Source organism: Marinobacter sp. CP1, assembly GCF_001266795.1.
Lineage (GTDB): Bacteria > Pseudomonadota > Gammaproteobacteria > Pseudomonadales > Oleiphilaceae > Marinobacter > Marinobacter flavimaris.
In genome coordinates this window covers 3,453,711-3,478,085 of record NZ_CP011929.1, presented here as the reverse complement: position 1 = coordinate 3,478,085, position 24,375 = coordinate 3,453,711, and the positions used below count along the sequence as shown (strand labels likewise).

The window sequence follows — 24,375 nt, the reverse complement described above, 5'->3', positions numbered from 1 at the left end:
TCTAGCCCCTGTCTTCAGCGGCGTCGACCGGCACAACCTGTTCCCCGGTGCTGACGAAACCACCGCCGCGGGTAATCAGGCGGATCTCATCCGGCAAGCCGGTCACCCAGGCACCCTCGGTGGATACACTCAACAACTTCACTTCACCGAACTCGACACGGTTCTCACCGTTCACGTATTTCACACCGGGGCGACCGTCATCACCGAGGGACAAATAAGCGGGTGAGATAAACATCGCCTTTACCTCCGGCAATGCCACCCGCAGGCTGGCGCTGCCACCGGCCACCCGTTTGCGATCCGGATTCTCCACCGCGATCTCCACGGCAAAACTCCGGGTTTCGGGCGAGGCAGCGCTGGCCACAAAGGTCACCACGCCAGAAAGACGGCTGCCATCCAGCAAATCCACGCGAACAGACTGACCGGGCGCCACATTGCCCACCGATTGCTGGGGGATCTGCGCGGTAGCCTTCAGGCGATCCACCCTCACCAATTGAAACAGGGGGGAACCCACCTGCACCAGATCGCCGATATCCACCGATTTGCTGTTGATAATGCCGTCAAAAGGCGCCTCGGGAGTGAGGTGGCTGATGGCCTGTCGGGCACCGGTCAGCTCCGCTTCAGCGGCAGCAAGTCCGCTTTCCAGGCTCAAAATCTGGGATTCCGAGGCAAGGTTATTGGCGCGGAGCCGGCGGGCCGCCACCAGGTCCGCTTCCAGTTTCCGAACCTGGGACTGCCAGCGCAACACCGCGGCACTCCGCCCTTCATCAGCTATCGTAAGCAGCTTCTGACCCTGCTGGACCTGCTCACCCAGACTCACAGCCAGAGACTCCACGCGGCCGGGCACCTGGGCACTCAGCATCACCGAACTCCAGGGCTCCAACTGGCCCTGCAGCATCAGGCCCGGCTCATGCAGCCGGGCCGTCAGGGTTTCCACCTGCACCGTTGTAGGCTGGCCATCGCCGCTGTCCTGACGTTCCGGAGCCTCGTCACTGGCCACCTTCACCTCGCCAGTCGCCATCCAGATCACCATTGCGATCACGATCAGAAGTGACAGCCCAAGAGAACCCCATTTTGCTTTCGTCATTGAATGCTCACTGTTGCTGAATCGAGGGTGGCAGAAAAAACCGGCAATTAACGGTTGCATCCGGCTAAAAACGTGGGGTAGATTCTACACAGAATCTTTTTACGAATTCAGAGCAGACTGTCGATTTTATGAATCTCAACGCAGTGATTGTCCTTGTGAAGCTTGTCCTGGTGGTCGTGGTACCGTCCGGGGGCTTCTGCGTGGACAAGCGGGTGAGATAGCGACAAACCTGACAAGACACCAGAAACCCCCGGCACCGAAAGGTCCCGGGGGTTTCTTTTTTTACGGCAAAAGAAAAGGGAAAGACGACCATGAACGGCGCACAGCACATTCTTGACGCGTTCCACCGCCACAACATCAGCACGGTTTTCGGGTATCCGGGCGGCTGCATCATGCCGCTATACGACGCGCTGGTGGACGATGTGGGCGTGGAGCATGTGCTGTGCCGCCATGAACAGGGCTGCGCCCTGGCGGCAGACGGCTACGCCCGGGCCAGTGGCAAGCTGGGCGTCTGCATTGCCACGTCGGGCCCCGGCGCCACCAACCTGATCACCGGCGTTGCCAACGCGCACCGGGATTCCATTCCCATGCTGGTGATCACCGGCCAGGTTCCCTCGGGCCTGATCGGCACCGACGCCTTCCAGGAAACCGACGTACTGGGCATGACCCTGGGCATCGTTAAACACAGCTACCTGATCGATGATGCCAACAGCCTGCCGACCATCATGGAAGAGGCGATCGAACTGGCTCAGAGCGGTCGCCCCGGGCCGGTCTGGATTGATATCCCCAAGGACCTGTTGCTGTCCGAAGCGGCCGATGCGCCCTTCCCCCAGCCTGAAGCCCGTGAAACAGCTTCAACCGACCTGACGGAAGCCCTGGCGATGCTGCGCGCCGCCCGCAAGCCCCTGCTTTACACCGGCGGTGGCATCAGCCTGGCCCACGCCGAGGACAGCTTCCGGGCCTTTGCCGAATCCTCCGCCCTGCCCGCGGTTGTGACTCTGAAGGGCATCGGCAACCCCGGCAAACACAATCCTTATAACCTAGGCATGCTGGGCATGCACGGTTCCCGGGCAGCCAACAAGGCGGTCGACGAGTGCGACCTGCTGCTGGTTATCGGCGCGCGCCTTGATGATCGCGCCACCGGCAAACTGGATGGCTTTGCGCCCAACGCCAGGATGATCCACATTGATGCTGATGCCGCCGAAATCAACAAATTGCGCGATGCCGATCTGGCCATTCGCGGTGATCTGAACCACATCCTGAAAGCATTGGCGGGCGCCTTGCAGGCCGAGCCACTGGCCATCAGTGAATGGCAGAAACAGTGCCGTACCTGGTACACCACCGGCGGCTTCCACGCCGCTGACAACGAAGAGCCCCTGGCCCCGATTACCGGCCCAGCGTTTATCCGCCAACTCTCCCGGATTGCCCCGGACGACACCGTGATCGCCTGCGACGTTGGCCAGCACCAGATGTGGGTAGCCCAGCACTACGACTTCGATCATCCGCGCCATCACCTGACCAGCGGCGGCCTCGGCACCATGGGCTTCGGCCTGCCCGCCGCCATCGGCGCCCAGTTTGCGGATCGCAACAGCACCGTCATCAACGTTACCGGCGATGGCTCTTTCATGATGAACGCTCAGGAACTGGCCACCATCCGCCGCTACAACCTGCCGGTGAAACTAATCGTCATGGATAACCAGTGCCTGGGCATGGTCCGCCAGCAACAGGAACTGTTCTACAACAACCGGGAAAGCCAGATAAACCTGGACGACAATCCGGACTTCGTTGCCATGGCCCGGGCCTTCGATATCCCGGCCCTGTACATCGAACGCACCGACCAGATCCGCCGCGGCATCGAAACCATCCTGGCCTTTAACGGCCCGATGCTGCTGCACGTTGCCATCAGCCGTGAAGAGAACGTCTGGCCCATCGTCAAACCCGGCGCCAGCAACACCGACATGATCGACGAAACCGCCCGCACCGCCAAAGCCAGCAAGGAGCAAGTTGCATGAACCCGCAAAGCCAACCTTCAACGCCCAGCTACACCATCAACTGCCGCATGACCCACGAAGCCGCCGCCCTGGAGCGGCTATGCCAGGTGGTCCGCATCCGCGGGTTCCGGATTGCCTCCATGGCGGTGGAAACCGCCGGCGAGCATTTGAATATCGCGCTGACGCTGGAGGGTACGCGGCCGATTGCCATGTTGCAGTCGCAACTGGAGAAGCTTCACACCGTTGCCGAGGTTGCACTGGCGGCTGGTTCTGTCGCTCGTTCCCGTTCGGCCTGAGGTTTTGGCGGCATAGTCTTTTCGTAGCCTGAGGTTTGGCGGGCAGGTACGGGGGTGGGGGTATCTTTTCTTCGGGGAAAACAACTCGCTGCGCTCAGACATCTTTTCCCTGTCAGAAAAGATACCCCCACCCCCTACCGACGGGCAGAAACGATATTTCTGGAGAAAAGAGAAAACACAACGTCTTTAAGCCGGTGAACCCGCGTTGCACGTCGGCGCGGGGTGGTAGGTGGATTTTTCGCCGGAAAAAGATGTCTGAGCGCAGCGAGTTGCTTTTTCCAAGAAAAACTCCACCTGCCACCCCGCAAGCCCGCCCCTCAACCAACAGGCTACAAGGACCGGACCTCCGAGGTGACAGGACCTGCGATTACCAGGCTTTATAAGGCAGGAACTTCCCGTTCATGGTAACCACCACACGGTCGCCCTTCGGATTCTCTTCCTTCTCGATGTCCATGGTGAAATCGATGGCACTCATGATGCCGTCGCCGAACTTCTCATGGATGAGCTCTTTCATGGTATCGCCATAGACACCCACCACTTCGTACAAACGATAGATCAGCGGATCCTGCGGAACAGCACCGTCCCAGGCTTTTTTGGGGCAGACCTGCAGGGCTTCGGCTATTGGCTTGTCGAGGTCGAGCACTTCGCACAGGGCGAAGGCCTTGTCTTCGGTGAGGCTGTTCATACCCAGGGCCGCTGAGGTGGTGAACACCGGGGATAGGCCGATGGTTTCGGCGATGGATTCCCAGGTCATACCCTTGGACACTTTGGCTTCCAGGATTTTTGCGGTCATCAGTTCTTTGTTCATCATGGCTGTTTCCTCTCTTGGGTTTTAACGTCAGGCATTCACCGCACGGGCGGCAGTCTCAGATTCGGATTCGGTTTCAGAGTCGGCAGACGCTGGCGTGGACTGGGCAACGCCTTTGGCGGGTTCGACGATTTTCGGGGTGCCGTCTTTTTCCGGCAGAGCCGAGCCGCTTCGGTTGACCAGGAAGTCCACCAGGTAGTCCCGGGTTTTGTGGTAGGCCGGGTTCTGGAAGATGGTGGCCCGGGCCCGCGGGTGCGGAATGTCCACTTTCACGCTCTCAGCGATGCGGGCGTTGGGGCCGTTCGACATCAGGAAGATGCGGTCAGACAGTAGAATGGCTTCGTCCACATCGTGGGTGATCATGAACACGGTCTGGCGGGTTTCTTCCCAGATTTTCACCAGCTCGTCCTGAATCACACCCCGGGTGAGCGCATCCAGCGCGCCGAAAGGCTCGTCCAGCAGCAGGAGTTCCGGCTGGGTGGCGAAGGCCCGGGCGATACTCACCCGCTGACGCATACCGCCGGACAGCTGGGACGGCTTGCGGTTCAGGGCGTGGTCCAGGCCCACCATCTTCAGGTAGCGTTCGCTGTGCTCTTTCACCTTTTCCTTGGACCACTCCGGCCAGCGGGCGCGCACGGCGAAGACGATGTTGTTCAGGGTGGTTTTCCAGGGCAGCAGGCTGTAGTTCTGGAACACAACCCCGCGCTCAAGGCCTGGGCCTTTGATTTCCTTGCCGTTCATCACCACGTTGCCGGCGCTGGCTTCGTCCAGGCCTGCCAACACGTTCAGGATGGTGGATTTGCCGCAACCGGAGTGGCCGATGATGCAAACAAACTCACCTTTCTCCAGGGCAAAGCGGATATCCTCGAAGACGGTCAGCTCACCGCCCTGGCCGTCCGGATAGACTTTGGACAGGCCATCTACTTCCAGGAATGATTTACTCATAACAGGTCTCCATTCGGAGGGTTGAGGCCGGCACCGGAAACCGGTGCCGGACCGCTCATTCTTTGTATTCCACCAGTTTCTGGGCCTTGCCCAGGGCCAGGTCGAGCAGCATGCCCACCACCCCGATCATCAGGATGGAGAAGATCACACTGGCCAGATCCAGGTTGTTCCATTCGTTCCACACGTAGTAGCCAATGCCGGTGCCGCCCACGAGCATTTCCGCGGCGACGATGACCAGCCAGGCGATGCCGATGGAGATCCGCATACCAGTGAGAATGGTTGGTGCGGCGGCCGGCAGGATCACCGTGATGGCAGTGCGCAGTGGCCCGAGTTCGTGGGTGCGAGCCACGTTTACCCAGTCCTGCCTCACGTTGGCGACGCCAAAGGCGGTGTTCAGCAACATGGGCCAGATCGAACAGATAAAGATCACGAAGATGGCCGAGGCATCAGAGTCCTGGATGATGAACAGAGCCAGGGGCATCCAGGCCAGGGGCGAGATCGGCCGCAGTACCTGGATGTAAGGGTTCAGGGCTTTGTACATCAGCGGCGACATGCCGATCAGGAAGCCAACCGGCAAGGCGATGGCCATGGCCGCCAGGTAGCCGGTCAGTACCCGGTACACCGAATAGGCCAGCTGGATGCCGATACCCTTGTCGTTGGCGCCGGCGTCATAGAACGGATCGGACAACTCCGCCCAGGCCAGCTTGATCACCGCCGAGGGTGGCGGCACCCGGGATTCCTGCTCCACACCACCCATCAGCATTTCGTATTCGGTCAGTCCTGTCTGGGCCTCCGGGGGCTGGGTTGCCATTTCCCAGAGCCCCAGGGCCAGAATCAGGAACGACACCGACAGCAGTGCTGCCCGGACGTTCAGGGAAGCCATGGTTACACCCTCCCGATGTCGAAGCTGCGTGCGTATTCTTCGGCACGATCAGAATCGAACGTCTTGCCCATGATGGTGTGGGTCTTGTAGGTCTTGTCCGGAGCGGTGTAACCCAGTTCTTCCATGATCTTGCCGGTCTCGCTCGCCAGGTAGACCTGCTCGGCAATGCCTTTGTAGTCCACATCACCCTCGATATAACCCCAGCGCTTCATCTGGGTGAGGATCCACACGCCCATGGAGTGCCACGGGAACGGGTCGAAGTCGATGCGGTCCGGCACGTCTTTTACCTCGCCAAGGCCATCGGCGTAGTAGCCGGTCAGCACCTGCTGAATCACCGGAACCGGCTGGTTCAGATAGTTCTTTGGCGCGATGGCTTCGGAGATTTCCTTACGGTTATCCGGATTGTTGGAGTACTGCGTCGCGTCGATGATGGCGCGCAACAGGGCGCCGTAGGTGTTCGGGTTCTGGGTCGCGAACTGCTTGCTGCAGGCAAAGGCGCAGCACGGGTGGCCTTCCCAGATGTCCTTGGTCAGCATGTGGATGAAGCCCACCTTCTCCCAAACAGCACGCTGGTTGAACGGATCCGGTGACAAGTAGCCATCCAGGTTACCGGCGCGGAGGTTGGCAACCATCTCGGGTGGCGGGACCACACGGATCTGCACATCTTTGTCCGGGTCGATACCGTTCTCGGCCAGGTAGTAACGCAGCAGGAAGTTGTGCATGGAGTACTCGAACGGCACGCCAAACTTGAAGCCTTTCCACTGTTTCGGGTCGCGCTTGTCCTTGTGGTCGACGTGCAGCACGATGGCCTGGCCATTGATGTTCTCAACGGCCGGCATGATGAACGGCTCCGGTGTGGAGCCCGCGCCCATGGTCATCGCCAGGGGCATGGGAGTAAGCATATGTGAGGCGTCGTATTCGCCAGCCAGGGACTTGTCCCGGGCCACCGCCCAACCTGCGGTCTTGGTGACGGTCACATCGAGGCCGTACCGCTCATAAAAGCCCATCGGGTGGGCCATGATGATAGGCGTGGCGCAGGTGATCGGTACAAAACCAACGTTCAGCTTGGTCTTCTCGAGCTTGCCCAGGGATTCCTTCACCGCGGCCTTGGCCTTTTCCATCGGGAACACGCTGCCCAGAACGGCCGCCGCGGTGCCCGCGCCCATCATTTTCATGAAGGCGCGCCGGCTGTGTTCGTTGTGACCAAACACCGAGCGCACCACCGCGCCTTCGATGGCGCGATCCATCATCGCTTCTGAATCCAAATGCTCGTCAGCAACTGCCTGCTGGCCGGCAGAGGGCTTGAGATCGAGGGAAATCGACGGGGTGCTGTCGCCGGGTTTGCACTCGGGGCAGCCGCAGGTCTTGGCATGAATCAGGGACTTGTCACCGTCAAACGGGTTTCCAAGGCTTTTCGTGGTCATGGCGCACTCTCCTGGGTTTGGGACCTAAGTTTTGGGTTATTTCTGCACTCTCACGGTGCAACAAAGGTGCGGCTCGGGCCCGAGGCTGGAAATGGTCGGGTCGGCTCCGCGTTCTGAGAGAGGTATCGCAGGGTTTGTGCCAAGTCCGGTTATTTTTTTAACCCATTGTTTTTAAGGCATCAGGAATGAGGAGCCTGAAAACAGGAGAGCTACGACATTTCGTATTTCACGATTTTTCGTAGCCCGGACTGCGATTTTTCGTAGTTGGCACAGGGTTTGTTTCTTCCTTCGGGAACTGACTCAGGAAATCGCCATGAACACCGAAGCCATCATTCGCCCTGAAATCACCGGCAACTGGATTGACCATCTGCCAGAGGCTGCGCTGTTGGTAGATGCAGGCAGGGACCTGATTCTGTCCGCCAACAGTGCCATGGGCCGAATGATCGGCTCCGACCGGCAATCCCTCGTCGGAACGCCATGCACCCACCTGTTCACCGACCAGCGGCCGCAACTGATTGCATTCACTGAGGAAACCCTGTTTCGCAGCCACGGCTGGAGCCGGGATTTCTTCCTCCAGCACCGGGACGGCCACACCGTGGAACTGGAAATCTCCTCATCCAGGGTCGGCGAGGCGGAAACCCAGAATGTGCTGCTGTTGTTGAGGGACCGACGCCAGCTGCGAACCCTTCGGGAGCGCCACGATGCCAACCACTACCACCGGGGCGGCCTGCTTGAATGGCGTCGGGTGGAAGAACTGTTCAAGGACATGGAGCGGGAAAACCAGCTGATCCTGCATGCCGTCGGGGAAGGCATTTACGGGGTGGATGCCGAGGGGCGAGGCACCTTCGCAAACCCCGCAGCCGAGCGCATGCTGGGGTGGCGAATTGACGAACTCATGGGGCGGGTTCTGCACCGCGTGGTGCACCACTCCCATGCCGATGGCAGCCTGTATCCCCTGAAGGACTGCCCGATATACGCCGCCTTCCGCGATGCCAGTGTGAAGCGGGTTGGCGAGGACTGGTTCTGGCGCAAGGACGGCAGCGGTTTCCCGGTGGAATACACCAGCACACCGATCCTGGACAACGGGCATCCGGTGGGTGCAGTGGTGGTTTTCCGGGATATCTCCGCGCGTCAGGAAGCCCAGCAAGAACTGCAGAAAGCGCTGGAGGAAGTGGAAACCCTCAAGCACCGGCTGGAAATGGAGAACGCCTATCTGCAGGAAGAACTCAGCGCCGAGTACCACTTCCACGAAATCTTCGGCCAGAGCGAGGCCATCAAAGCCATCGTGCGCCGTATCGGTATGGTGGCGCCCACCGATGCCAACGTGCTGATCACCGGCGAATCCGGCACGGGCAAGGAGCTGATTGCCCGCGCCATCCACCAGTCCAGCAGCCGACGTGACCGGCCCCTGATTCGGGTGAACTGTGCGGCCATCCCCAAGGATCTGTTCGAGAGCGAGTTCTTCGGCCACATCAAAGGTGCCTTCACCGGCGCCGTCAGCGATCGCGTGGGCCGGTTCGAACTGGCCGACGGCGGCACCCTGTTCCTGGACGAAGTGGGCGAAATCCCCCTTGAACTCCAGGGTAAACTGCTCCGGGTGCTGCAGGATCAGCAATTCGAGCGGGTTGGCGAAAACCGAACCCGGGCTGTGGATGTGCGGGTGATCGCGGCCACCAACCGTGACCTGAAGGCGGAAGTTCAGGAAAAAACCTTCCGGGAAGACCTCTACTTCCGCCTGAATGTTTTCCCCATCGAATCCGTACCCTTGCGCCGGCGGCTGGAGGACATCCCCATCCTCGCCCAGGAATTCCTGAACCGCGCGTGCCAGAAGTTCAACCGGCCTCTGTTGGCCCTGAAAGAACGTGACGTTGAAACCCTGAAAGCCTACCACTGGCCCGGCAATGTGCGGGAGTTGGAGAATGTGATCGAGCGCCAGGTAATCACCGCCGACGGCCGGCTGGATCTGGACCTGCCAGGCCCAGAGTCCGCAGCCCGGTCCAACACGGCAGAAGCGCCGCCTGCGAGACATTACAGCGGCGAATTGATGACGGAGCAGGAGTTGCGGGAACTGGAGAAACAGAATTTGGCCCGGGCCCTCACCATGAGCAGTGGCCGGGTCTTCGGCGATGACGGCGCGGCGGCCATGCTGGGCATCAAACCGACCACCCTGACCTCGCGCCTGAAGAAGCTGAAGATCGACGCCAGGGAGTTCCAGGTCAGGCCGGAGTAATGCCCACCTGGTTCAGGGCATAGGTCACCACAATCCAGATCAGCATCACCAGCGGCAGGTAGCGACCAACCAGGTACATACGCCACTCCCACCAGCGGCTCTGGGTGCCCAGCACCGTTCGTATCTTCTCGGGCGGAATAAACCAGCAGAACATGGCGGCCCCCAACACCCCGGAGAAGATGATCACATTACCGCCGGCCACCCGGTCGATCACATCCAGCACCGGCTCCCCGGCAATGTTCCACTCCAGCGGGGTGAAACTCAGTGCCGATGCCGTGCCCAGCACCAGCATCACCAGGGTAACAAGACTGACGGCCTTGCCATTGCTAAGCCGGAACTCCTCCGCTACCGCCGCAATCATCACCTTCAGACCGGCCAGGCTGGAACTGAACGCGGCCATGAAAAACAGGCTGAAAAACAGCGTACCCACCCAGTAGCCGCCAACCATGTCCTCGAACACCCGGGGCATGGTCACAAACGCCAGCTGACTGCCCTCCGCGGGCTCCATGCCAAGACTGAACACAAACGGAAAGATCATCCAGCCCGCCAGCAGCGCCACACTGGTCTCGGTACCTGCAACAATCAGACAGGCCCGGGGCACGTGGGTCTGCCGGGGGATAAAACTGCCATAGGTCACCAGGTAGCCCTGACCAATCGCCAGCGTGTAGAACGCCTGCCCGAACGCAAACGCCCAAAGCTTGCCGTCCGCCAGCCGGCTCCAGTCCACCTGGAAAAAGAAATCCTTGGTCTGCTCCCAACCGGGTGTGCGGCTGGCGAAAATCACCAGACCGATCATCACAATGATCAACACCGGCATCAGGATCTTCGACATCAGCTCAATGGCCGTCACATCCTTGGCCAGGATGACTGCCCCCAGCACGGTCACCGCGAAGAAATACCAGAGCGAGTTATACCCGGCGGTAAAGTCGCCAAACACTCGGAGATTGTCTGTTGCGGCATCCACCGCATAACCCAGGGTCCAGCCGGTAATCACCAGGTAATAGCTGGTAATGGCCATGGTGATGAGCACCACAAACCACCCGTAAACAACCCCGAAGCGGTTCACCTGCCGGTAGGTCTGAACCGTACTGCCCTTGGAAAGACGTCCTGCAGACACTTCCAGAATCATGATGGGCAAAACCACGACAATCAGCGCCAGCAGATAGGCCACCACAAAAGCGCCACCACCGTTCTCCCCCACCATGTACGGAAACCGCCACAGGTTCCCAAGCCCCACAGCCGCTGCGGCCATCGAAGCCACAAACGCGGGCTCGGAACTCCACTGTTTGCGGGATTCCTCAATAAACTCGTGGCGCTTTCGCACGTGGGGTCTTTCTCCAATACCGGGGAATTTCAATGCATTGAAGTCTAGCAAATCATGGGATTGGCCGCATGACTGATATCAAGTCAGGCTTTCTGGGATGGTGAGACTTCTGCCTTGGGGGATGGCCGGCAGTGGGGGTACCTTTTCTTCTGGGAAAAACAACTCGCTTCGCTCAGACATTTTTTCCCGCCAGAAAAGGTACCCCCACCACCGTCCTTCGGACTAAGGGATTGGGGTCTCTAAAGTAGAGAAAAAGGAAACCTGTATTTCGCGATACCTCCTGGGTATCTCGGCGCGGGGTGGCCGGTGAATTTTTCGCCGGAAAAAGGTGTCTGAGCGAAGCGAGTTCTTTTTCCAAGAAAAATTCACCGGACACCCCGCAAGCCCGCCCTAAAATGGGCAGGCTACAACGAGGACAATTCCACCAAATCAGATCAACTCGATAGCAACGGCAGTCCCCTCGCCACCACCAATACACAGCGAAGCCACACCGCGCTTCAGGCCACGCTGCTTCAGGGCATTGATCAGGGTAACGATAATCCGCGAACCGGAAGAACCGATCGGATGCCCCAGGGCACAGGCGCCACCGTGGACGTTCACCTTGTCAGCCGGGAGTTTCAGTTCGTTGATGGCCGCCAGGGTGACAACGGCGAAGGCTTCGTTGATCTCGAAGAGATCCACGTCGTCCACGCTCCAGCCGGCTTTCTTCAGCACCTTCTCGATGGAACCGATGGGCGCCAGGGTGAACTCAGCGGGCAGGCGTGCGTGAGTGGCGTGGGCCACGATGCGGGCCTGGGGTGTCAGGCCACGGGCGTCGGCTTCGGCGGCGGAGGCCAGAACAAGGGCGGAGGCGCCGTCGCTGATGGAGCTGGAGTTGGCCGCGGTCACGGAACCGTCTTTGGCGAAGGCCGGCTTGAGGTGCGGGATTTTCTCCGGTTTGGCGTTGCCCGGTTGCTCGTCAGTGTCGACTTCGGTGTCGCCACCACGACCAGATACGGTGACCGGAACAATCTCGTCACGGAACCAGCCGTTTTCGATGGCCGCCAGGGATTTCTGCAGGGAGCCGATGGCAAATTCGTCCATGGCCTGACGGCTGATGTCGTATTTATCCGCGGTACGCTGGGCGAAGACACCCATCAGGCCGCCTTCGTAGGCATCTTCCAGACCATCCAGGAACATGCTGTCCATTACCTGACCGTGGCCCATGCGCATACCGGCGCGGGCCTTGGGCAACAGGTAAGGCGCCTGGCTCATGTTTTCCATGCCGCCGGCGATCATGATGTTATTGGTACCGGCCTTGATCTGGTCGTGAGCCATGATCACGGCCTGCATGCCGGAGCCGCACATCTTGTTGATGGTGGTGCAGCCGGAGCTGTCGGGAATGCCGGAGGCGCGTGAGGCCTGGCGCGCCGGGGCCTGGCCCAGGCCGGCGGGCAGCACGCAGCCCATGATGACTTCCTGGACATCCGCCGGCTGGAGGCCGGAGCGTTCAATGGCGGTCTTGATGGAGATAGCGCCCAGATCCGGCGAGCGCACGGAGCTGAGGGAGCCCATCATGCCACCCATGGGGGTTCTTGCTGAACCTGCGATTACCACATCATTGCTGTCCATTTTGTTGTCCTCCTGATTGGGTGGAGGGCCCGATCAGGGGCAGACTTTCCGGGACACGCTGTGAATACGTCCCTGTACGCTTGACTGCAGCATCCATGCTGCAGACAGTCCCGGAAAGGCTGCCCCTGCTCGGACCCCGAGCATTCGAGTTGCCTTCCTCAGGCCTTGCCCAGTACCGACCGGGCAATAATTTCTTTCATGACTTCCGAGGTGCCGCCATAAATTCGCTGCACCCGCGCGTCGATGAAGGCCCGGGAAATCGGATACTCGGTGGTGTAGCCGTAACCGCCAAACAGCTGCAGGCAACCATCGGCCACTCGGCACTGCATCTCAGTGGCGCTGTACTTGGCCATGGAGGCGGTTGGCGCGTCCAGTTCGCCCAGGTCGTACTGGTCGATGCACTGGTCCACGAACGCCTTGTTCACCCGGTAGTCAGTTTCCATGCGCGCGATTTCAAAGCGGGTGTTCTGCAGTTGGGCCAGTTTCTGTCCGAACAGTTCCCGCTCCTGGGCGTAGGCAATGGTCAGATCCAGGGAGCCACGGGCGGCAGCCACGCCAAGGGCGCCAATCACCAGACGTTCACGGGGCAGTTCCTTCATCAGGTACACAAACCCCTGCCCCTCTTCGCCAAGACGCGCGGAAGCCGGGATGCGCATGTCGGAGAAGAACAGCTCGGAGGTATCCCCGGAATGCTGGCCGATCTTGTCCAGGTTGCGGCCTTTGCTGAAGCCAGGCAGTGAGGTATCCACCAGGAACAGACTGATGCCCCGGGCGCCGGCCTTCGGATCGGTTTTCGCGGCAACGATGACCATATCAGCGTGCTGACCGTTGGTGATGAAGGTCTTGGAGCCGTTCAGGATGTAGTCATCGCCATCTTTCACCGCACTGGTGCGGATCGCCTGCAGGTCACTGCCGGCACCGGGCTCGGTCATGGCGATGGCGCCAACGGCTTCGCCGGAAACCAGCTTGGGCAACCACTGCTGACGCTGATCTTCATTGCCCATGTGGCTCAGATAGGGAGCGACAATGTCCGAATGGACCATCACGTTGGTGGATAGCGCGCCGAATCCCATGCGGGCCAGCTCTTCACCCACCACCACGGAGAACTGGAAAGGCGCACCGATGCCGCCCCACTCTTCTGGTACATCCACGCAGAGCATCCCGGCGTTGCCCAAGGTGTTCCAGAGCTCGCGGGGAACCAGCCCGGATTTTTCCCAGGCTTCGTAGTGCGGCGTCACTTCTTTTTCCAGGACCTTGATCACGGAATCCCGGAACATCGCCAGTTCTTCTTTATCAACAGACACGGTCATGTATGTCTCCTGCAACTGAATGCTTTACTTGGGCGCCATGCGAAGCGCGCAGTCCAGACGAATCACTTCGCCGTTGAGAATCGGGTTGCGCACCATCTGGTCAACCATCATGCCGAATTCTTCCGGCTTGCCGAGGCGCTTCGGGAACGGCAGCGTGGCCGCCAGGCTTTCCTGAACTTCCTCGGGCATACCCGCCATCATGGGCGTCATGAACAGGCCCGGTGCAATCGTATTTACACGGATGCCTTCGCGAGCCAGCTCACGGGCCGACTGCAGGGTTAGCGATACCACACCGCCCTTGGAGGCACTGTAGGCCGCCTGGCCAATCTGGCCCTCGTAGGCGGCCACCGACGCGGTGTTGATAATCACACCGCGCTCACCATCGGCGTTGGGTTCACGCTGGGCCATATCCGCTGCGGCGAGGCGCAGGATGTTAAAAGTACCAATCAGGTTGACCTGAATAACCTTGCTGAAGTTCTCCAGCGGCATCACACCCTCACGGCCCAGAATCTTCGAGGCCGTGGCAATACCAGCGCAGTTCACAGCAATACCGCAGGGGCCATGGGCCTCACGGGCAGCGTTGATGGCCGCTTCGGCGCTGTCGGGGGAGCTTACATCGCACTCAAGGAAAATCCCGCCAATGTCCTCGGCTACCTTGCGGCCCTGCTCTTTCTGCAGATCCAGGATCGCCACCTTGCATCCGGATGCCGCCAGCGCACGGGCCGCACCCTCGCCCAGCCCGGAAGCACCGCCTGTTACAATGGCTGCCACATTTTTGAATTCCATCGTTCACTCCCCTTTTCAGGATTCTGTTTGTTAAAAATCGGACCCTAAAACTACTTTACGTTTACGTAAACTTTATCTAACCTAAGTCTAAAAAGGAAATCCCAATGGACATTAAACAGACATACAGCATCAGCGAGCTCGCCAAAGAGTTCGACGTGACAACCCGGAGCATTCGTTTCTACGAGGATCAGGAGCTGCTCAGGCCCACGCGGCGCGGGCAGACACGGATCTTCAGTTCAAAGGATCGAGTGCGTCTGAAGCTTATTCTCCGCGGCAAGCGAATGGGATTTTCCCTCGCGGAAACCAAAGAATTGTTCGACCTGTGGGACGAAACCCTCAGCGGCAATGAAAAACAGCTGCTGAAGATGCTGACCATCCTGGAAAACAAGCGGGCTCAGCTGGAACAGCAGAAAAACGACATTGCCCAGGCAGAAATGGAAATGGATACAGCCGAAGCCCGGTGCCGAGAAGCCCTGGCCGAGCTGCAGAAGAAAAAGAAACAGCAGGCGCCGGCGAAAGAAGAAGCCAGGCAGACCGCTGAAAACTAATGAATGACAGAAATCAAAGGTAGCCAACGATGAAATCACAATACTCAGAGCTCAACTTCGGCCTCGGCGAAACCCTCGATATGCTCCGCGAGCAGATCAACGGCTTTGCTGCTTCCGAAATCGCACCGCGCGCCGAGGAAATTGACCGCAACAACGAGTTCCCCATGGACCTGTGGCGGAAAATGGGCGACATGGGCCTGCTGGGTATCACCGTGAGCGAAGAATACGGCGGCTCCGACATGGGCTACCTGGCGCACGTCATCGCCATGGAAGAAATCAGCCGTGCTTCCGCCTCCGTTGGCCTCTCCTACGGTGCCCACTCCAACCTGTGTGTGAACCAGATTCACCGCAACGGCACCGAAGAACAGAAACAGAAATACCTGCCGAAGCTCGTCAGCGGCGAGCACATTGGCGCCCTGGCCATGTCCGAGCCCAACGCCGGCTCCGACGTCATCTCCATGAAACTGACCGCCAAAGATGAAGGTGACCACTACCTCCTCAACGGCAACAAAATGTGGATCACCAACGGCCCGGATGCGAACACCTACGTCATCTACGCCAAAACCGACACCTCCGCCGGCTCCAGGGGCGTGACCGCCTTCATCGTAGAGCGCGACGCCCCGGGCTTCAGCCGCCACCAGAAACTCGACAAGCTCGGCATGCGCGGCTCCAACACCTGTGAACTGGTCTTCCAGGACTGCAAAGTACCCAAGGAGAACGTCCTGGGTGGTGTTGGCAACGGCGCAAAAGTCCTCATGAGCGGCCTCGACTACGAACGCCTGGTTCTCTCTGGCGGCCCGCTGGGCATCATGCAAGCCGCTATGGACGTGGTCGTACCCTACATCCGCGAGCGCAAGCAGTTCGGCCAGGCCATCGGTGAATTCGAACTGGTCCAGGGCAAAGTCGCCGACATGTACACCTGGATGAACACCGCCAAGTCCTACGTCTACATGGTTGCCATGTCTGCCGACCGTGGCGCAGAAACCACCCGTAAAGACGCCGCCGGCGCGATCCTCTACTCCGCCGAAATGGCCACCAAAATCGCCCTGGATGCCATCCAGCTGCTCGGCGGTAACGGTTACATCAACGAATACCCGACAGGCCGCCTGCTGCGGGACGCCAAGCTGTATGAGATCGGTGCCGGAACGTCCGAGATTCGTCGGATGCTGATCGGCCGTGAGCTGTACCTGAACAAATAACGCGCAGCTTCAAGCCAGTAGCCGTCCGCAGCCAGATAAGCTGGGGACGGCTTGCACCCAAAGTACAACGAGGGACTGGCAGGGTGTCTTTCCGGGAATGTCGGCGGCCATGGATGGCCGACGTCAAGCGCACATGGATGTGCTCGTAGCGGTTCCCGGAAAGATTCCCTGCCAGTCCCGCCGCCCCGAACCTCGAGGCCCGAAAAAATGACAATACTTCAAAGCAAGATTAATCCCAGGTCCGAAGAGTTCCAGGCCAATCAGGAATCCATGGCCCAGGCCGTAGCCGACCTGCGCGACAAAGTTTCCACCATCCAGCAAGGCGGCGGCCCCTCCTACCAGGAGCGCCACATCGCCCGTGGCAAGCTGCTCCCCAGAGAGCGCATCAACCGCCTCCTGGACGACGGCTCCCCGTTCCTGGAAATCGGCCAGTTCGCCGCCTACAACGTTTACGATGAAGAAGTCCCCGCTGCAGGCGTCATCGCCGGCGTGGGCCGCGTCTCCGGCACCGAATGCATGATCATCGCCAACGACGCCACCGTAAAAGGCGGCAGCTACTACCCGCTGACGGTAAAAAAACACCTGCGCGCCCAGGAAATCGCCCTGCAGAACCGCCTGCCGTGCATCTACCTGGTCGACTCCGGCGGCGCCAACCTGCCCCGCCAGGACGAAGTCTTCCCGGATCGCGACCACTTCGGCCGCATCTTCTACAACCAGGCCCGTATGTCTGCCGACGACATCCCGCAGATCGCCGTCGTCATGGGCCTGTGCACCGCCGGTGGCGCCTACGTGCCCGCCATGGCGGATGAATCCATTATCGTCCGCAACCAGGGCACCATCTTCCTGGCCGGCCCGCCGCTGGTGAAAGCCGCCACCGGTGAAGTAGTGACCGCCGAAGACCTCGGTGGCGCCGACGTACACTGTAAAATCTCCGGTGTGGCCGACCACTACGCCGAGAACGACGCACACGCCCTGGAAATCGCCCGGCGCAGCGTCTCCAACCTGAACCGTCGCAAGCCAACGGATGTGGAAATCCGCAAGCCCAAGGCACCGCTGTACGACGCCGAGGAGATCTACGGCATCGTTGGCACCGACCTGCGCAAACAGTTCGACGTGCGTGACGTCATCGCCCGCACCGTCGACGGTTCCGAGTTTGACGAATTCAAACGCTATTACGGCCAGACCCTGGTCACCGGCTTTGCCCATATCCACGGCTACCCGGTGGGCATCATCGCCAACAACGGCATCCTGTTCAGTGAAGCCGCCCAGAAAGGCGCCCACTTCGTTGAATTGTGCTGCCAGCGCAACATCCCGTTGCTGTTCCTGCAGAATATCACCGGGTTCATGGTTGGCCAGAAATACGAATCCGAAGGCATCGCCAAGCACGGCGCCAAGATGGTTATGGCCGTGGCCTGTGCCAACGTCCCCAAGATCACCGTGCTGATCGGTGGCTCCTTCGGCGCGGGCAACTACGGCATGTGCGGCCGTGCCTACAGTCCGGATTTCCTCTGGATGTGGCCGAACGCCCGCATCTCGGTGATGGGCGGCGAACAGGCCGCCGGCGTTATGGCCACCGTTCGCCGTGAAGGCATGGAGCGCAAGGGCCAGGAATGGAGCGCCGAGGAAGAAGCTGAATTCAAGAAGCCGATCATCGACACCTACGAACACCAGGGCCACCCGTACTACGCCAGTGCCCGCCTCTGGGACGACGGCGTCATCGACCCGGCCCAGACCCGGGAAGTGGTTGCCCTGAGCCTGTCTGCCACCCTTAACCGACCCGCCAAGCCGACACGCTTTGGCGTGTTCCGGATGTAATCGGGGAGACTGACATGACAGACAACGAATCCGCAGTTCTGCTCAAACGTCGCGACGAAGGCATTGCCGAGGTGGTTCTCAACCGCCCTGACAAACGCAACGCCTTTGATGACGTGATCATCCAGCAGCTGATCAGCACCCTCACCGAGGTGAATGCCGACAACAGCGTGAAGGTCGTTATCCTGCGCTCCGAAGGCAAGCACTTCTCCGCCGGGGCCGACCTTGGCTGGATGCGCCGCATGGCCGAGAACAGCCGCCAGGAAAACCTGGATGATTCCCGTGAACTGGCGCGGCTGATGAACGTACTCAACCATCTGTCCAAGCCGGTGATCGGCCTGGTACAGGGCGCCGCTTTCGGCGGCGCGGTGGGCCTTGCCGCCTGCTGCGACATCGTCATCGCCACCGAGAAATCCAGCTTCTGCCTCAGCGAAGTGAAGCTCGGCCTGATTCCGGCCGTGATCAGCCCCTATGTGGTGCGCGCCATCGGCGAGCGCCAGGCCCGGCGGTACTTCATCTCTGCCGAAGTATTCACCGCCCAGCAGGCTCAGGAATACGGCCTCGTACACATCGTCTGTGACGATGTCGATGCCATGGAAGCCCGCTGCAACGAGATGCTCCAACAACTGGCCATGAACGGGCCCGAGGCCATGAAAGCCGCCAAGGACCTGGTATTCGCCGTCAGCCACAAGCCCATCAACGACGACGTGATTGACGACACCGCACACCGCATCGCGGATATCCGGGTGGGTGAAGAAGGGCAGGAAGGGCTCAGCGCCTTCCTGAACAAGCGCAAGGCCAACTGGGTTCCGGAGGAAGAATAACAATGTTCAGCAAGATACTGATCGCCAACCGGGGCGAAATCGCCTGCCGGATCATACAAACCGCCCACCGCATGGGCATTCGCGTTGTTGCCGTCTATTCGGAGGCCGACGCCAATGCACGGCACGTGGCCATGGCTGACGAAGCCTTCCACATCGGCCCTGCACCCAGCTCCGAGAGCTACCTGCGGGCCGAAAAGATCATCGAGATTGCCAAAAAGAGCGGTGCCCAGGCCATCCACCCCGGTTACGGTTTCCTCTCGGAAAACACCGGGTTTGCCGAATCCTGTGAAGCCAACAACATTGTCTTCATCGGCCCGCCCTCCTCGGCCATCGCTGCCATGGGCTCCAAGTCCGCAGCCAAGGCCATCATGGAAAAGGCTGGCGTACCGCTGGTGCCCGGTTACCACGGCGACGACCAGTCGGTTGAAACCCTGCGGGCCGAAGCCGAGAAATGCGGCTTCCCCTTGCTGCTCAAGGCTGTTGCCGGCGGCGGTGGCAAAGGCATGCGCGTCGTGAACAACATGGGCGAGTTTGACGACGCCTTGGCCGCCGCCAAGCGCGAAGCCCAGAACGCGTTCGGCAACCCGGACATGCTGATCGAACGTTACCTGACCCAGCCCCGGCACGTGGAGATCCAGGTCTTCTGCGACCAGGAAGGCAAGGGCGTGTACCTGGCCGAGCGTGATTGCTCCGTGCAGCGCCGCCATCAGAAAGTCCTGGAAGAAGCCCCGGCCCCGGGCCTGAGCGAAGAAACCCGCAAGGCCATGGGTGAAGCGGCCGTGCGCGCCGCCCAGGCCATTAACTACGTGGGTGCCGGCACCGTTGAATTCCTGTACGACGTCGACGGTTCCTTCTTCTTCATGGAGATGAACACCCGCCTTCAGGTCGAGCATCCGGTCACCGAAATGGTCACCGGCCAGGATCTGGTGGAATGGCAGCTGAAAGTGGCCTGGGGTGATGCCCTGCCGCTGGAACAGTCCCAGGTGAAAACCCGGGGCCACGCCCTGGAAGCGCGGATCTACGCCGAAGACCCGGACCAGGACTTCCTGCCGGCCACAGGCAACCTGCGCTACCTGAGCACTCCGGATGAAAGCGCCCATGTGCGCGTCGACACCGGCGTGACCGAGGGCGACGACATCAGCATCCATTACGACCCCATGATCGCCAAACTCATCGTGTGGGACGAAACCCGCGACCAGGCCATCAACCGCATGGTTCAGGCCCTGGAGCACTACCGCATCGCGGGCGTGAAGACCAACATCCGGTTCCTGCACGCCCTGGCGGACGCCCAACCGTTCCGGGAAGCGGAACTGACCACCGGCTTTATCGACGATCACCGGGAACTGCTGTTCCCGAAATCCAAGCTGGATACCCATAAAGCCCTGGTACTTGCCGCCGGTTTTGTTCTGGAACAGCGCAAATCCCGGGAAGTGGTCAGCACCGACCCCTGGTCGCCCTTCGGTCGCCAGAACAGCTGGCGCATGAACTCGGAATTTGCCCAGCCGCTGCAGCTGCAGGTGGGTGAAGAGATTCACGATCTCAAGGTGCTGGAGCGCGACGATCGCTATCAGGTATTCGTTGGTGACAGCGTCTACAACCTTACGGCCCGTCTGGATGACGACTACCTGCAGGCGGTCATCAACGGCCATCGCATCAGCATCCACGGCAACCTGCATAACGACCAGCTGGTGCTGTTCTACGAAGGCGACACCTTCAACTGCACCGTGTACAAGGAAAGCTACGGCTTCGAGGAAATGGCCGGCGAAGGCAGCCTGGCCGCGCCCATGAACGGCGCCATCGTCGCTGTACAGGCCAAGGTCGGCGACAAGGTCACTGCGGGCCAGAGCCTGGTGATCATGGAAGCCATGAAGATGGAACACGCCATCAAGGCCCCGGCCGACGGCGTGGTCACTGAAATCTTCTTCGCCGAGGGCGACCAGGTTTCCGAAGGTGCCGAACTGATTGCCATTGAAGTGAATGAAGAGGAGGCAGGCTGATGGCCTTTCCCAAACAGGTTCGCCTGGTTGAGATGAGCCCCCGGGACGGACTCCAGAACGAGCCCGGCCCGGTGATCGCCACCGCCATCAAAACCGGGCTTATCGACCGCCTGGCAGACAGCGGCCTGAGCCACATCGAGGCCGCCAGTTTCGTGTCCCCGAAATGGGTGCCACAAATGGGCGACGCCGCCGAGGTGATGGCCGGCATCACCCGCAAGGCTGGCGTCCGCTACTCCGCCCTCACCCCGAACCTGAAAGGGTTTGAGGGGGCACTGGCGGCGAAGGCCGACGAAGTGGCCGTCTTTGGCGCTGCGTCCGAATCATTCACCAAAAAGAACATCAACTGCACCATCGCCGAGAGCCTCGAGCGCTTTGTGCCGGTCGTCGAGGAAGCCCGCAAACACGGCATCCCCGTGCGCGGCTACGTTTCTACCGTGATGGGCTGCCCGTACGAAGGCGACATTGCCCCGGAACAGGTGGCCACCGTGGCCAAGGCCCTGTACGACATGGGCTGCCACGAAATCTCCCTGGGCGACACCATCGGCGTAGGCACACCGATCAAAGCCAAACGCATGCTCGAAGCCGTCGCCGCCCACGTGCCGATGGCAAAACTTGCCGCCCATTTCCACGACACCTACGGCCAGGCCCTGGCCAATCTCTATGCGGTGCTGGAAGAAGGTGTGTCAGTGATCGACGCCTCCGTCGCCGGCCTCGGCGGCTGCCCCTACGCCAAAGGCGCCTCGGGCAACGTCGCCACCGAAGACGTGCTATACCTGCTTAACGGCCTTGGCATCAAGGCCGGCGTCGATCTGGAAAAACTGGTCGCTACAGGCGACTGGATCTGCGGCCAGCTGAACCGCCACAACGGTTCCAAAGTCGGCCAGGCAATGGGCGGTAACTGTTAAAACCAGGAGTAGTTATGAGCAACAAGAATGTGGTCGCGCTGGATCTGCCGATTCCCGAAATCAGCGACATGCCGGAAGACACCCAGAAGTACTTCCAGATCTGCCAGGAAAAGCTCGGCATGATCCCGAACGTACTCACCGCCTATAGCCAGAACCTGAAGCAGTTGGATGGCTTCACTCGCCTGTACAACGAGCTTATGCTCGGCGAAAGTGAACTCTCCAAGCTGGAGCGGGAAATGGTGGCCGTAGTGGTCTCCTCCGAGAACAAATGCTTCTACTGCCTGGTCGCCCACGGCGCGGCCGTTCGGGTCCTGAGCGGCGATCCCCAGCTGGGTGAGCACATGGTGATGAACTACCGCAGCGCCAAACTCGACAAGCGCCAGCGGGCCATGCTGGATTTTGCATCCCACCTTACCCGCTCGCCGGCCACCGTCACCGAAGACGACATCCAGGCCCTGCGGGATGCCGGTCTGAGTGACCGCGGCATCTGGGATCTCAGTAACCTGATCGGTTTTTACAACATGTCCAACCGGGTGGCGATTGCCAGTGATATGCAACCGAACCCCGAATATCACAGTCAGAGTCGCTAGCAGGTAAACCACCCTGCTCGCCCTCGAATACAAAAACAATGGAGGCAGAGATATGAGCAAGACTCTACCAAGTTATACCAGCGGAACCGCGGAAGTGCCCCTGCTGGGCATGACCATCGGTGAAATGCTCGACCGCACCGCAGAGAAGTACCCGGACAACGAAGCCCTGGTGTGCCTGCACCAGGACATTCGCTGGACCTACAAAGAGTTTGTTGAAAAAGTCGACGAAGCCGCCCGCGCCTTCATGGCCATTGGCGTCAAACGCGGCGACCGCGTGGGCATCTGGTCCCCCAACCGCTACGAGTGGACCGTTACCCAGTTCGCCACCGCCAAAGTCGGTGCCATCCTGGTGAACATCAACCCGGCTTACGGTGTCCACGAACTGCAATACGCCCTCAACCTGGCTGGTATAACCACCCTGGTGACGGCTGACAGCTTCAAAGCTTCCAATTACCGCGAGATGATCTACGAGCTGGCCCCGGAGCTGAAGCGAAGCTCCCCCGGCAAGCTCAAGGCCGACCACGTTCCGGAATTGCGGGCCGTGATCAACGTGCACGAAGACAAGCACGACGGCATGTGGACCTGGAAGGAATTCCTCGGCTTCTCAAGCGACGTGTCCCAGGACGATCTGGTAAAACGCCAGGGCGAACTGCAGTTTGACGACCCCATCAACATCCAGTTCACCTCCGGCACCACCGGCAACCCGAAAGGCGCTACCCTCACCCACCACAACATCCTGAACAACGGGTACTTTGTGGGCGAGAGCCAGATCCTGACCGAGAAAGACCGCCTGGTGATCCCGGTGCCCCTGTACCACTGCTTCGGCATGGTCATGGGCAACCTGGGCTGTATCACCCACGGTTCTACCATGATTTATCCCGGCGAAGGCTTCGAGCCCAAGTCGGTTCTGCAGGCCGTGCACCAGGAAAAGGCCACCGCCCTGTACGGCGTGCCCACCATGTTCATTGCCGAACTGACCGAGCCGGAATTCGAGACCTATGACCTTTCCAGCCTGCGCACCGGCATCATGGCGGGGTCCATCTGCCCGGCAGAGGTCATGAAGAAGGTCAACGGCAAGATGAACATGAAAGAGGTTCAGATTGCCTACGGAATGACCGAAACCAGCCCGGTTTCCACCCAGACCAGCTCCCTTGATCCGTTCGAGAAGCAGGTCACCACCGTGGGCCGCACCCAGCCCCACCTGGAAACCAAGATCGTTGATCCGGGCACCGGCAACGTGGTTCCGCGTGGCGAGATCGGCGAGCTGTGCACCCGTGGCTACAGCGTGATGCTGAAGTACTGGAACAACGAAGAGAAAACCCGCGAAGCCATCGACAGCGCCGGATGGATGCACACTGGCGATCTGGCCACCATGGACGAAGAGGGCTACATCCAGATCGTTGGCCGCATCAAGGACATGGTCATCCGCGGTGGTGAGAACATCTACCCGAAAGAAATCGAAGAGTTCCTCTACACCCATCCAGCCATCGAAGAAGTGCAGGTAACCGGCATTCCCGATGACAAGTACGGCGAAGAGCTGATTGCCTGGGTGAAGCTGGCTCCGGATGCGGCGCCGGTAACGGCTGAGGATCTGCAGGCCTTCTGCAAGGGCAAGATCGCCCACTTCAAGATCCCGAAGAACTATAAGTTCGTGGACGAATTCCCGATGACCGTCACCGGGAAGATCCAGAAGTTCAAGATGCGGGAGATTTCGATCGAGGAGATGGGGCTGAACAAATAGCCACAGTCCCGACTTTGGTTGAATCGACAAATCCCGGCTTTTGCCGGGGTTTGTCGTTTAGAGCTCG

20 protein-coding genes are annotated in these 24,375 nt (G+C 60.1%); 11 read left to right on the top strand and 9 right to left on the bottom strand.

Going from position 1 to position 24,375, the window contains the following annotated elements; all coding sequences use genetic code 11:
• Position 1 precedes the first annotated feature (1 nt).
• A complete protein-coding gene (locus ACP86_RS16065) occupies positions 2-1,084 on the bottom strand; it encodes an efflux RND transporter periplasmic adaptor subunit (RefSeq protein ID WP_053114758.1) in 1,083 nt (360 codons plus the stop codon).
• A 311-nt stretch (positions 1,085-1,395) separates the two neighbouring features.
• On the opposite strand from ACP86_RS16065, the gene ilvG reads away from it, so the two are divergent.
• Together ilvG and ACP86_RS16055 are read left to right on the top strand one after the other, a co-directional pair.
• The gene (ilvG, locus tag ACP86_RS16060) at positions 1,396-3,096 is read left to right on the top strand and encodes an acetolactate synthase 2 catalytic subunit (RefSeq protein WP_053114757.1); all 1,701 of its coding nucleotides are present in this window, start codon (positions 1,396-1,398) and stop codon (positions 3,094-3,096) included.
• Positions 3,093-3,371: an ACT domain-containing protein gene (locus tag ACP86_RS16055; protein ID WP_053114756.1), complete on the top strand. Its 279-nt coding sequence runs from the start codon at positions 3,093-3,095 to the stop codon at positions 3,369-3,371. The genes ilvG and ACP86_RS16055 overlap by 4 nt, the downstream gene beginning before the upstream one ends.
• Before the next feature lie 367 nt (positions 3,372-3,738).
• Here ACP86_RS16055 and cynS read toward each other — a convergent pair whose 3' ends face one another.
• The 4 genes from cynS to ACP86_RS16035 are packed head-to-tail and all read right to left on the bottom strand — an operon-like array spanning position 3,739 to position 7,431.
• Positions 3,739-4,182: a cyanase gene (gene cynS, locus ACP86_RS16050; protein ID WP_053114755.1), complete on the bottom strand. Its 444-nt coding sequence runs from the start codon at positions 4,180-4,182 to the stop codon at positions 3,739-3,741.
• Positions 4,183-4,209: 27 nt separating this feature from the next.
• Positions 4,210-5,124 carry an ABC transporter ATP-binding protein gene (locus tag ACP86_RS16045; RefSeq protein WP_008170588.1) on the bottom strand — a complete coding sequence of 305 codons (915 nt, stop codon included), beginning with the start codon at positions 5,122-5,124 and terminating at the stop codon, positions 4,210-4,212.
• A 55-nt stretch (positions 5,125-5,179) separates the two neighbouring features.
• Positions 5,180-6,007 carry a nitrate ABC transporter permease gene (gene ntrB / locus ACP86_RS16040; protein ID WP_008170590.1) on the bottom strand — a complete coding sequence of 276 codons (828 nt, stop codon included), beginning with the start codon at positions 6,005-6,007 and terminating at the stop codon, positions 5,180-5,182.
• Between the two features lie 2 nt (positions 6,008-6,009).
• Positions 6,010-7,431 (bottom strand): ABC transporter substrate-binding protein, encoded by a 1,422-nt coding sequence (locus ACP86_RS16035; RefSeq protein WP_008170591.1) that lies wholly within the window; start codon positions 7,429-7,431, stop codon positions 6,010-6,012.
• Positions 7,432-7,744: 313 nt separating this feature from the next.
• On the opposite strand from ACP86_RS16035, the gene ACP86_RS16030 reads away from it, so the two are divergent.
• A complete protein-coding gene (locus ACP86_RS16030; protein WP_053114754.1) occupies positions 7,745-9,661 on the top strand; it encodes a sigma 54-interacting transcriptional regulator in 1,917 nt (638 codons plus the stop codon).
• Here ACP86_RS16030 and ACP86_RS16025 read toward each other — a convergent pair.
• The 4 genes from ACP86_RS16025 to ACP86_RS16010 form a co-directional block, all read right to left on the bottom strand.
• Positions 9,648-10,985 carry a sodium-dependent transporter gene (locus tag ACP86_RS16025; RefSeq protein WP_053114753.1) on the bottom strand — a complete coding sequence of 446 codons (1,338 nt, stop codon included), beginning with the start codon at positions 10,983-10,985 and terminating at the stop codon, positions 9,648-9,650. The genes ACP86_RS16030 and ACP86_RS16025 overlap by 14 nt on opposite strands.
• A 429-nt stretch (positions 10,986-11,414) precedes the next feature.
• On the bottom strand, positions 11,415-12,596 hold the full coding sequence (locus ACP86_RS16020; protein ID WP_053114752.1) for a thiolase family protein: 1,182 nt from the start codon (positions 12,594-12,596) through the stop codon (positions 11,415-11,417).
• Positions 12,597-12,754: 158 nt separating this feature from the next.
• Positions 12,755-13,906 (bottom strand): acyl-CoA dehydrogenase family protein, encoded by a 1,152-nt coding sequence (locus ACP86_RS16015; protein ID WP_053114751.1) that lies wholly within the window; start codon positions 13,904-13,906, stop codon positions 12,755-12,757.
• Positions 13,907-13,930: 24 nt separating this feature from the next.
• The gene (locus ACP86_RS16010; protein ID WP_014576485.1) at positions 13,931-14,692 is read right to left on the bottom strand and encodes a 3-hydroxyacyl-CoA dehydrogenase; all 762 of its coding nucleotides are present in this window, start codon (positions 14,690-14,692) and stop codon (positions 13,931-13,933) included.
• Positions 14,693-14,796: 104 nt separating this feature from the next.
• Here ACP86_RS16010 and ACP86_RS16005 point away from each other — a divergent pair, with 104 nt between their 5' ends.
• The 8 genes from ACP86_RS16005 to ACP86_RS15970 all read left to right on the top strand — a co-directional run bounded on the left by ACP86_RS16005 (position 14,797) and on the right by ACP86_RS15970 (position 24,308).
• Positions 14,797-15,240, top strand: coding sequence for a MerR family transcriptional regulator (locus ACP86_RS16005; RefSeq protein WP_014576484.1), 444 nt, complete (start codon positions 14,797-14,799; stop codon positions 15,238-15,240).
• A 29-nt stretch (positions 15,241-15,269) separates the two neighbouring features.
• Complete coding sequence (locus ACP86_RS16000; protein ID WP_008170605.1) at positions 15,270-16,439, top strand: isovaleryl-CoA dehydrogenase; 1,170 nt, start codon at positions 15,270-15,272, stop codon at positions 16,437-16,439.
• Positions 16,440-16,646: 207 nt separating this feature from the next.
• Positions 16,647-18,254, top strand: coding sequence for a carboxyl transferase domain-containing protein (locus ACP86_RS15995; RefSeq protein ID WP_008170608.1), 1,608 nt, complete (start codon positions 16,647-16,649; stop codon positions 18,252-18,254).
• A 14-nt stretch (positions 18,255-18,268) separates the two neighbouring features.
• A complete protein-coding gene (locus tag ACP86_RS15990; protein WP_053114750.1) occupies positions 18,269-19,075 on the top strand; it encodes an enoyl-CoA hydratase-related protein in 807 nt (268 codons plus the stop codon).
• Between the two features lie 2 nt (positions 19,076-19,077).
• Positions 19,078-21,072, top strand: coding sequence for an acetyl/propionyl/methylcrotonyl-CoA carboxylase subunit alpha (locus tag ACP86_RS15985; protein ID WP_014579286.1), 1,995 nt, complete (start codon positions 19,078-19,080; stop codon positions 21,070-21,072).
• The gene (locus tag ACP86_RS15980) at positions 21,072-21,977 is read left to right on the top strand and encodes a hydroxymethylglutaryl-CoA lyase (protein WP_053114749.1); all 906 of its coding nucleotides are present in this window, start codon (positions 21,072-21,074) and stop codon (positions 21,975-21,977) included. Before ACP86_RS15985 ends, ACP86_RS15980 begins: the two co-directional genes overlap by 1 nt.
• A gap of 14 nt (positions 21,978-21,991) precedes the next feature.
• Positions 21,992-22,567 carry a peroxidase-related enzyme gene (locus tag ACP86_RS15975; protein WP_053114748.1) on the top strand — a complete coding sequence of 192 codons (576 nt, stop codon included), beginning with the start codon at positions 21,992-21,994 and terminating at the stop codon, positions 22,565-22,567.
• Between the two features lie 52 nt (positions 22,568-22,619).
• Positions 22,620-24,308, top strand: coding sequence for an AMP-binding protein (locus ACP86_RS15970; RefSeq protein ID WP_075267675.1), 1,689 nt, complete (start codon positions 22,620-22,622; stop codon positions 24,306-24,308).
• The last annotated feature ends 67 nt before the right edge of the window (positions 24,309-24,375 follow it).

Coding starts and splice junctions, on each gene's coding strand:
- ACP86_RS16065 (WP_053114758.1), bottom strand. CDS start 1,084: ATGACGAAAGCAAAATGGGGTTCTCTTGGGCTGTCACTTCTGATCGTG.
- ilvG (WP_053114757.1), top strand. CDS start 1,396: ATGAACGGCGCACAGCACATTCTTGACGCGTTCCACCGCCACAACATC.
- ACP86_RS16055 (WP_053114756.1), top strand. CDS start 3,093: ATGAACCCGCAAAGCCAACCTTCAACGCCCAGCTACACCATCAACTGC.
- cynS (WP_053114755.1), bottom strand. CDS start 4,182: ATGATGAACAAAGAACTGATGACCGCAAAAATCCTGGAAGCCAAAGTG.
- ACP86_RS16045 (WP_008170588.1), bottom strand. CDS start 5,124: ATGAGTAAATCATTCCTGGAAGTAGATGGCCTGTCCAAAGTCTATCCG.
- ntrB (WP_008170590.1), bottom strand. CDS start 6,007: ATGGCTTCCCTGAACGTCCGGGCAGCACTGCTGTCGGTGTCGTTCCTG.
- ACP86_RS16035 (WP_008170591.1), bottom strand. CDS start 7,431: ATGACCACGAAAAGCCTTGGAAACCCGTTTGACGGTGACAAGTCCCTG.
- ACP86_RS16030 (WP_053114754.1), top strand. CDS start 7,745: ATGAACACCGAAGCCATCATTCGCCCTGAAATCACCGGCAACTGGATT.
- ACP86_RS16020 (WP_053114752.1), bottom strand. CDS start 12,596: ATGGACAGCAATGATGTGGTAATCGCAGGTTCAGCAAGAACCCCCATG.
- ACP86_RS16015 (WP_053114751.1), bottom strand. CDS start 13,906: ATGACCGTGTCTGTTGATAAAGAAGAACTGGCGATGTTCCGGGATTCC.
- ACP86_RS16010 (WP_014576485.1), bottom strand. CDS start 14,692: ATGGAATTCAAAAATGTGGCAGCCATTGTAACAGGCGGTGCTTCCGGG.
- ACP86_RS16005 (WP_014576484.1), top strand. CDS start 14,797: ATGGACATTAAACAGACATACAGCATCAGCGAGCTCGCCAAAGAGTTC.
- ACP86_RS16000 (WP_008170605.1), top strand. CDS start 15,270: ATGAAATCACAATACTCAGAGCTCAACTTCGGCCTCGGCGAAACCCTC.
- ACP86_RS15995 (WP_008170608.1), top strand. CDS start 16,647: ATGACAATACTTCAAAGCAAGATTAATCCCAGGTCCGAAGAGTTCCAG.
- ACP86_RS15990 (WP_053114750.1), top strand. CDS start 18,269: ATGACAGACAACGAATCCGCAGTTCTGCTCAAACGTCGCGACGAAGGC.
- ACP86_RS15985 (WP_014579286.1), top strand. CDS start 19,078: ATGTTCAGCAAGATACTGATCGCCAACCGGGGCGAAATCGCCTGCCGG.
- ACP86_RS15980 (WP_053114749.1), top strand. CDS start 21,072: ATGGCCTTTCCCAAACAGGTTCGCCTGGTTGAGATGAGCCCCCGGGAC.
- ACP86_RS15975 (WP_053114748.1), top strand. CDS start 21,992: ATGAGCAACAAGAATGTGGTCGCGCTGGATCTGCCGATTCCCGAAATC.
- ACP86_RS15970 (WP_075267675.1), top strand. CDS start 22,620: ATGAGCAAGACTCTACCAAGTTATACCAGCGGAACCGCGGAAGTGCCC.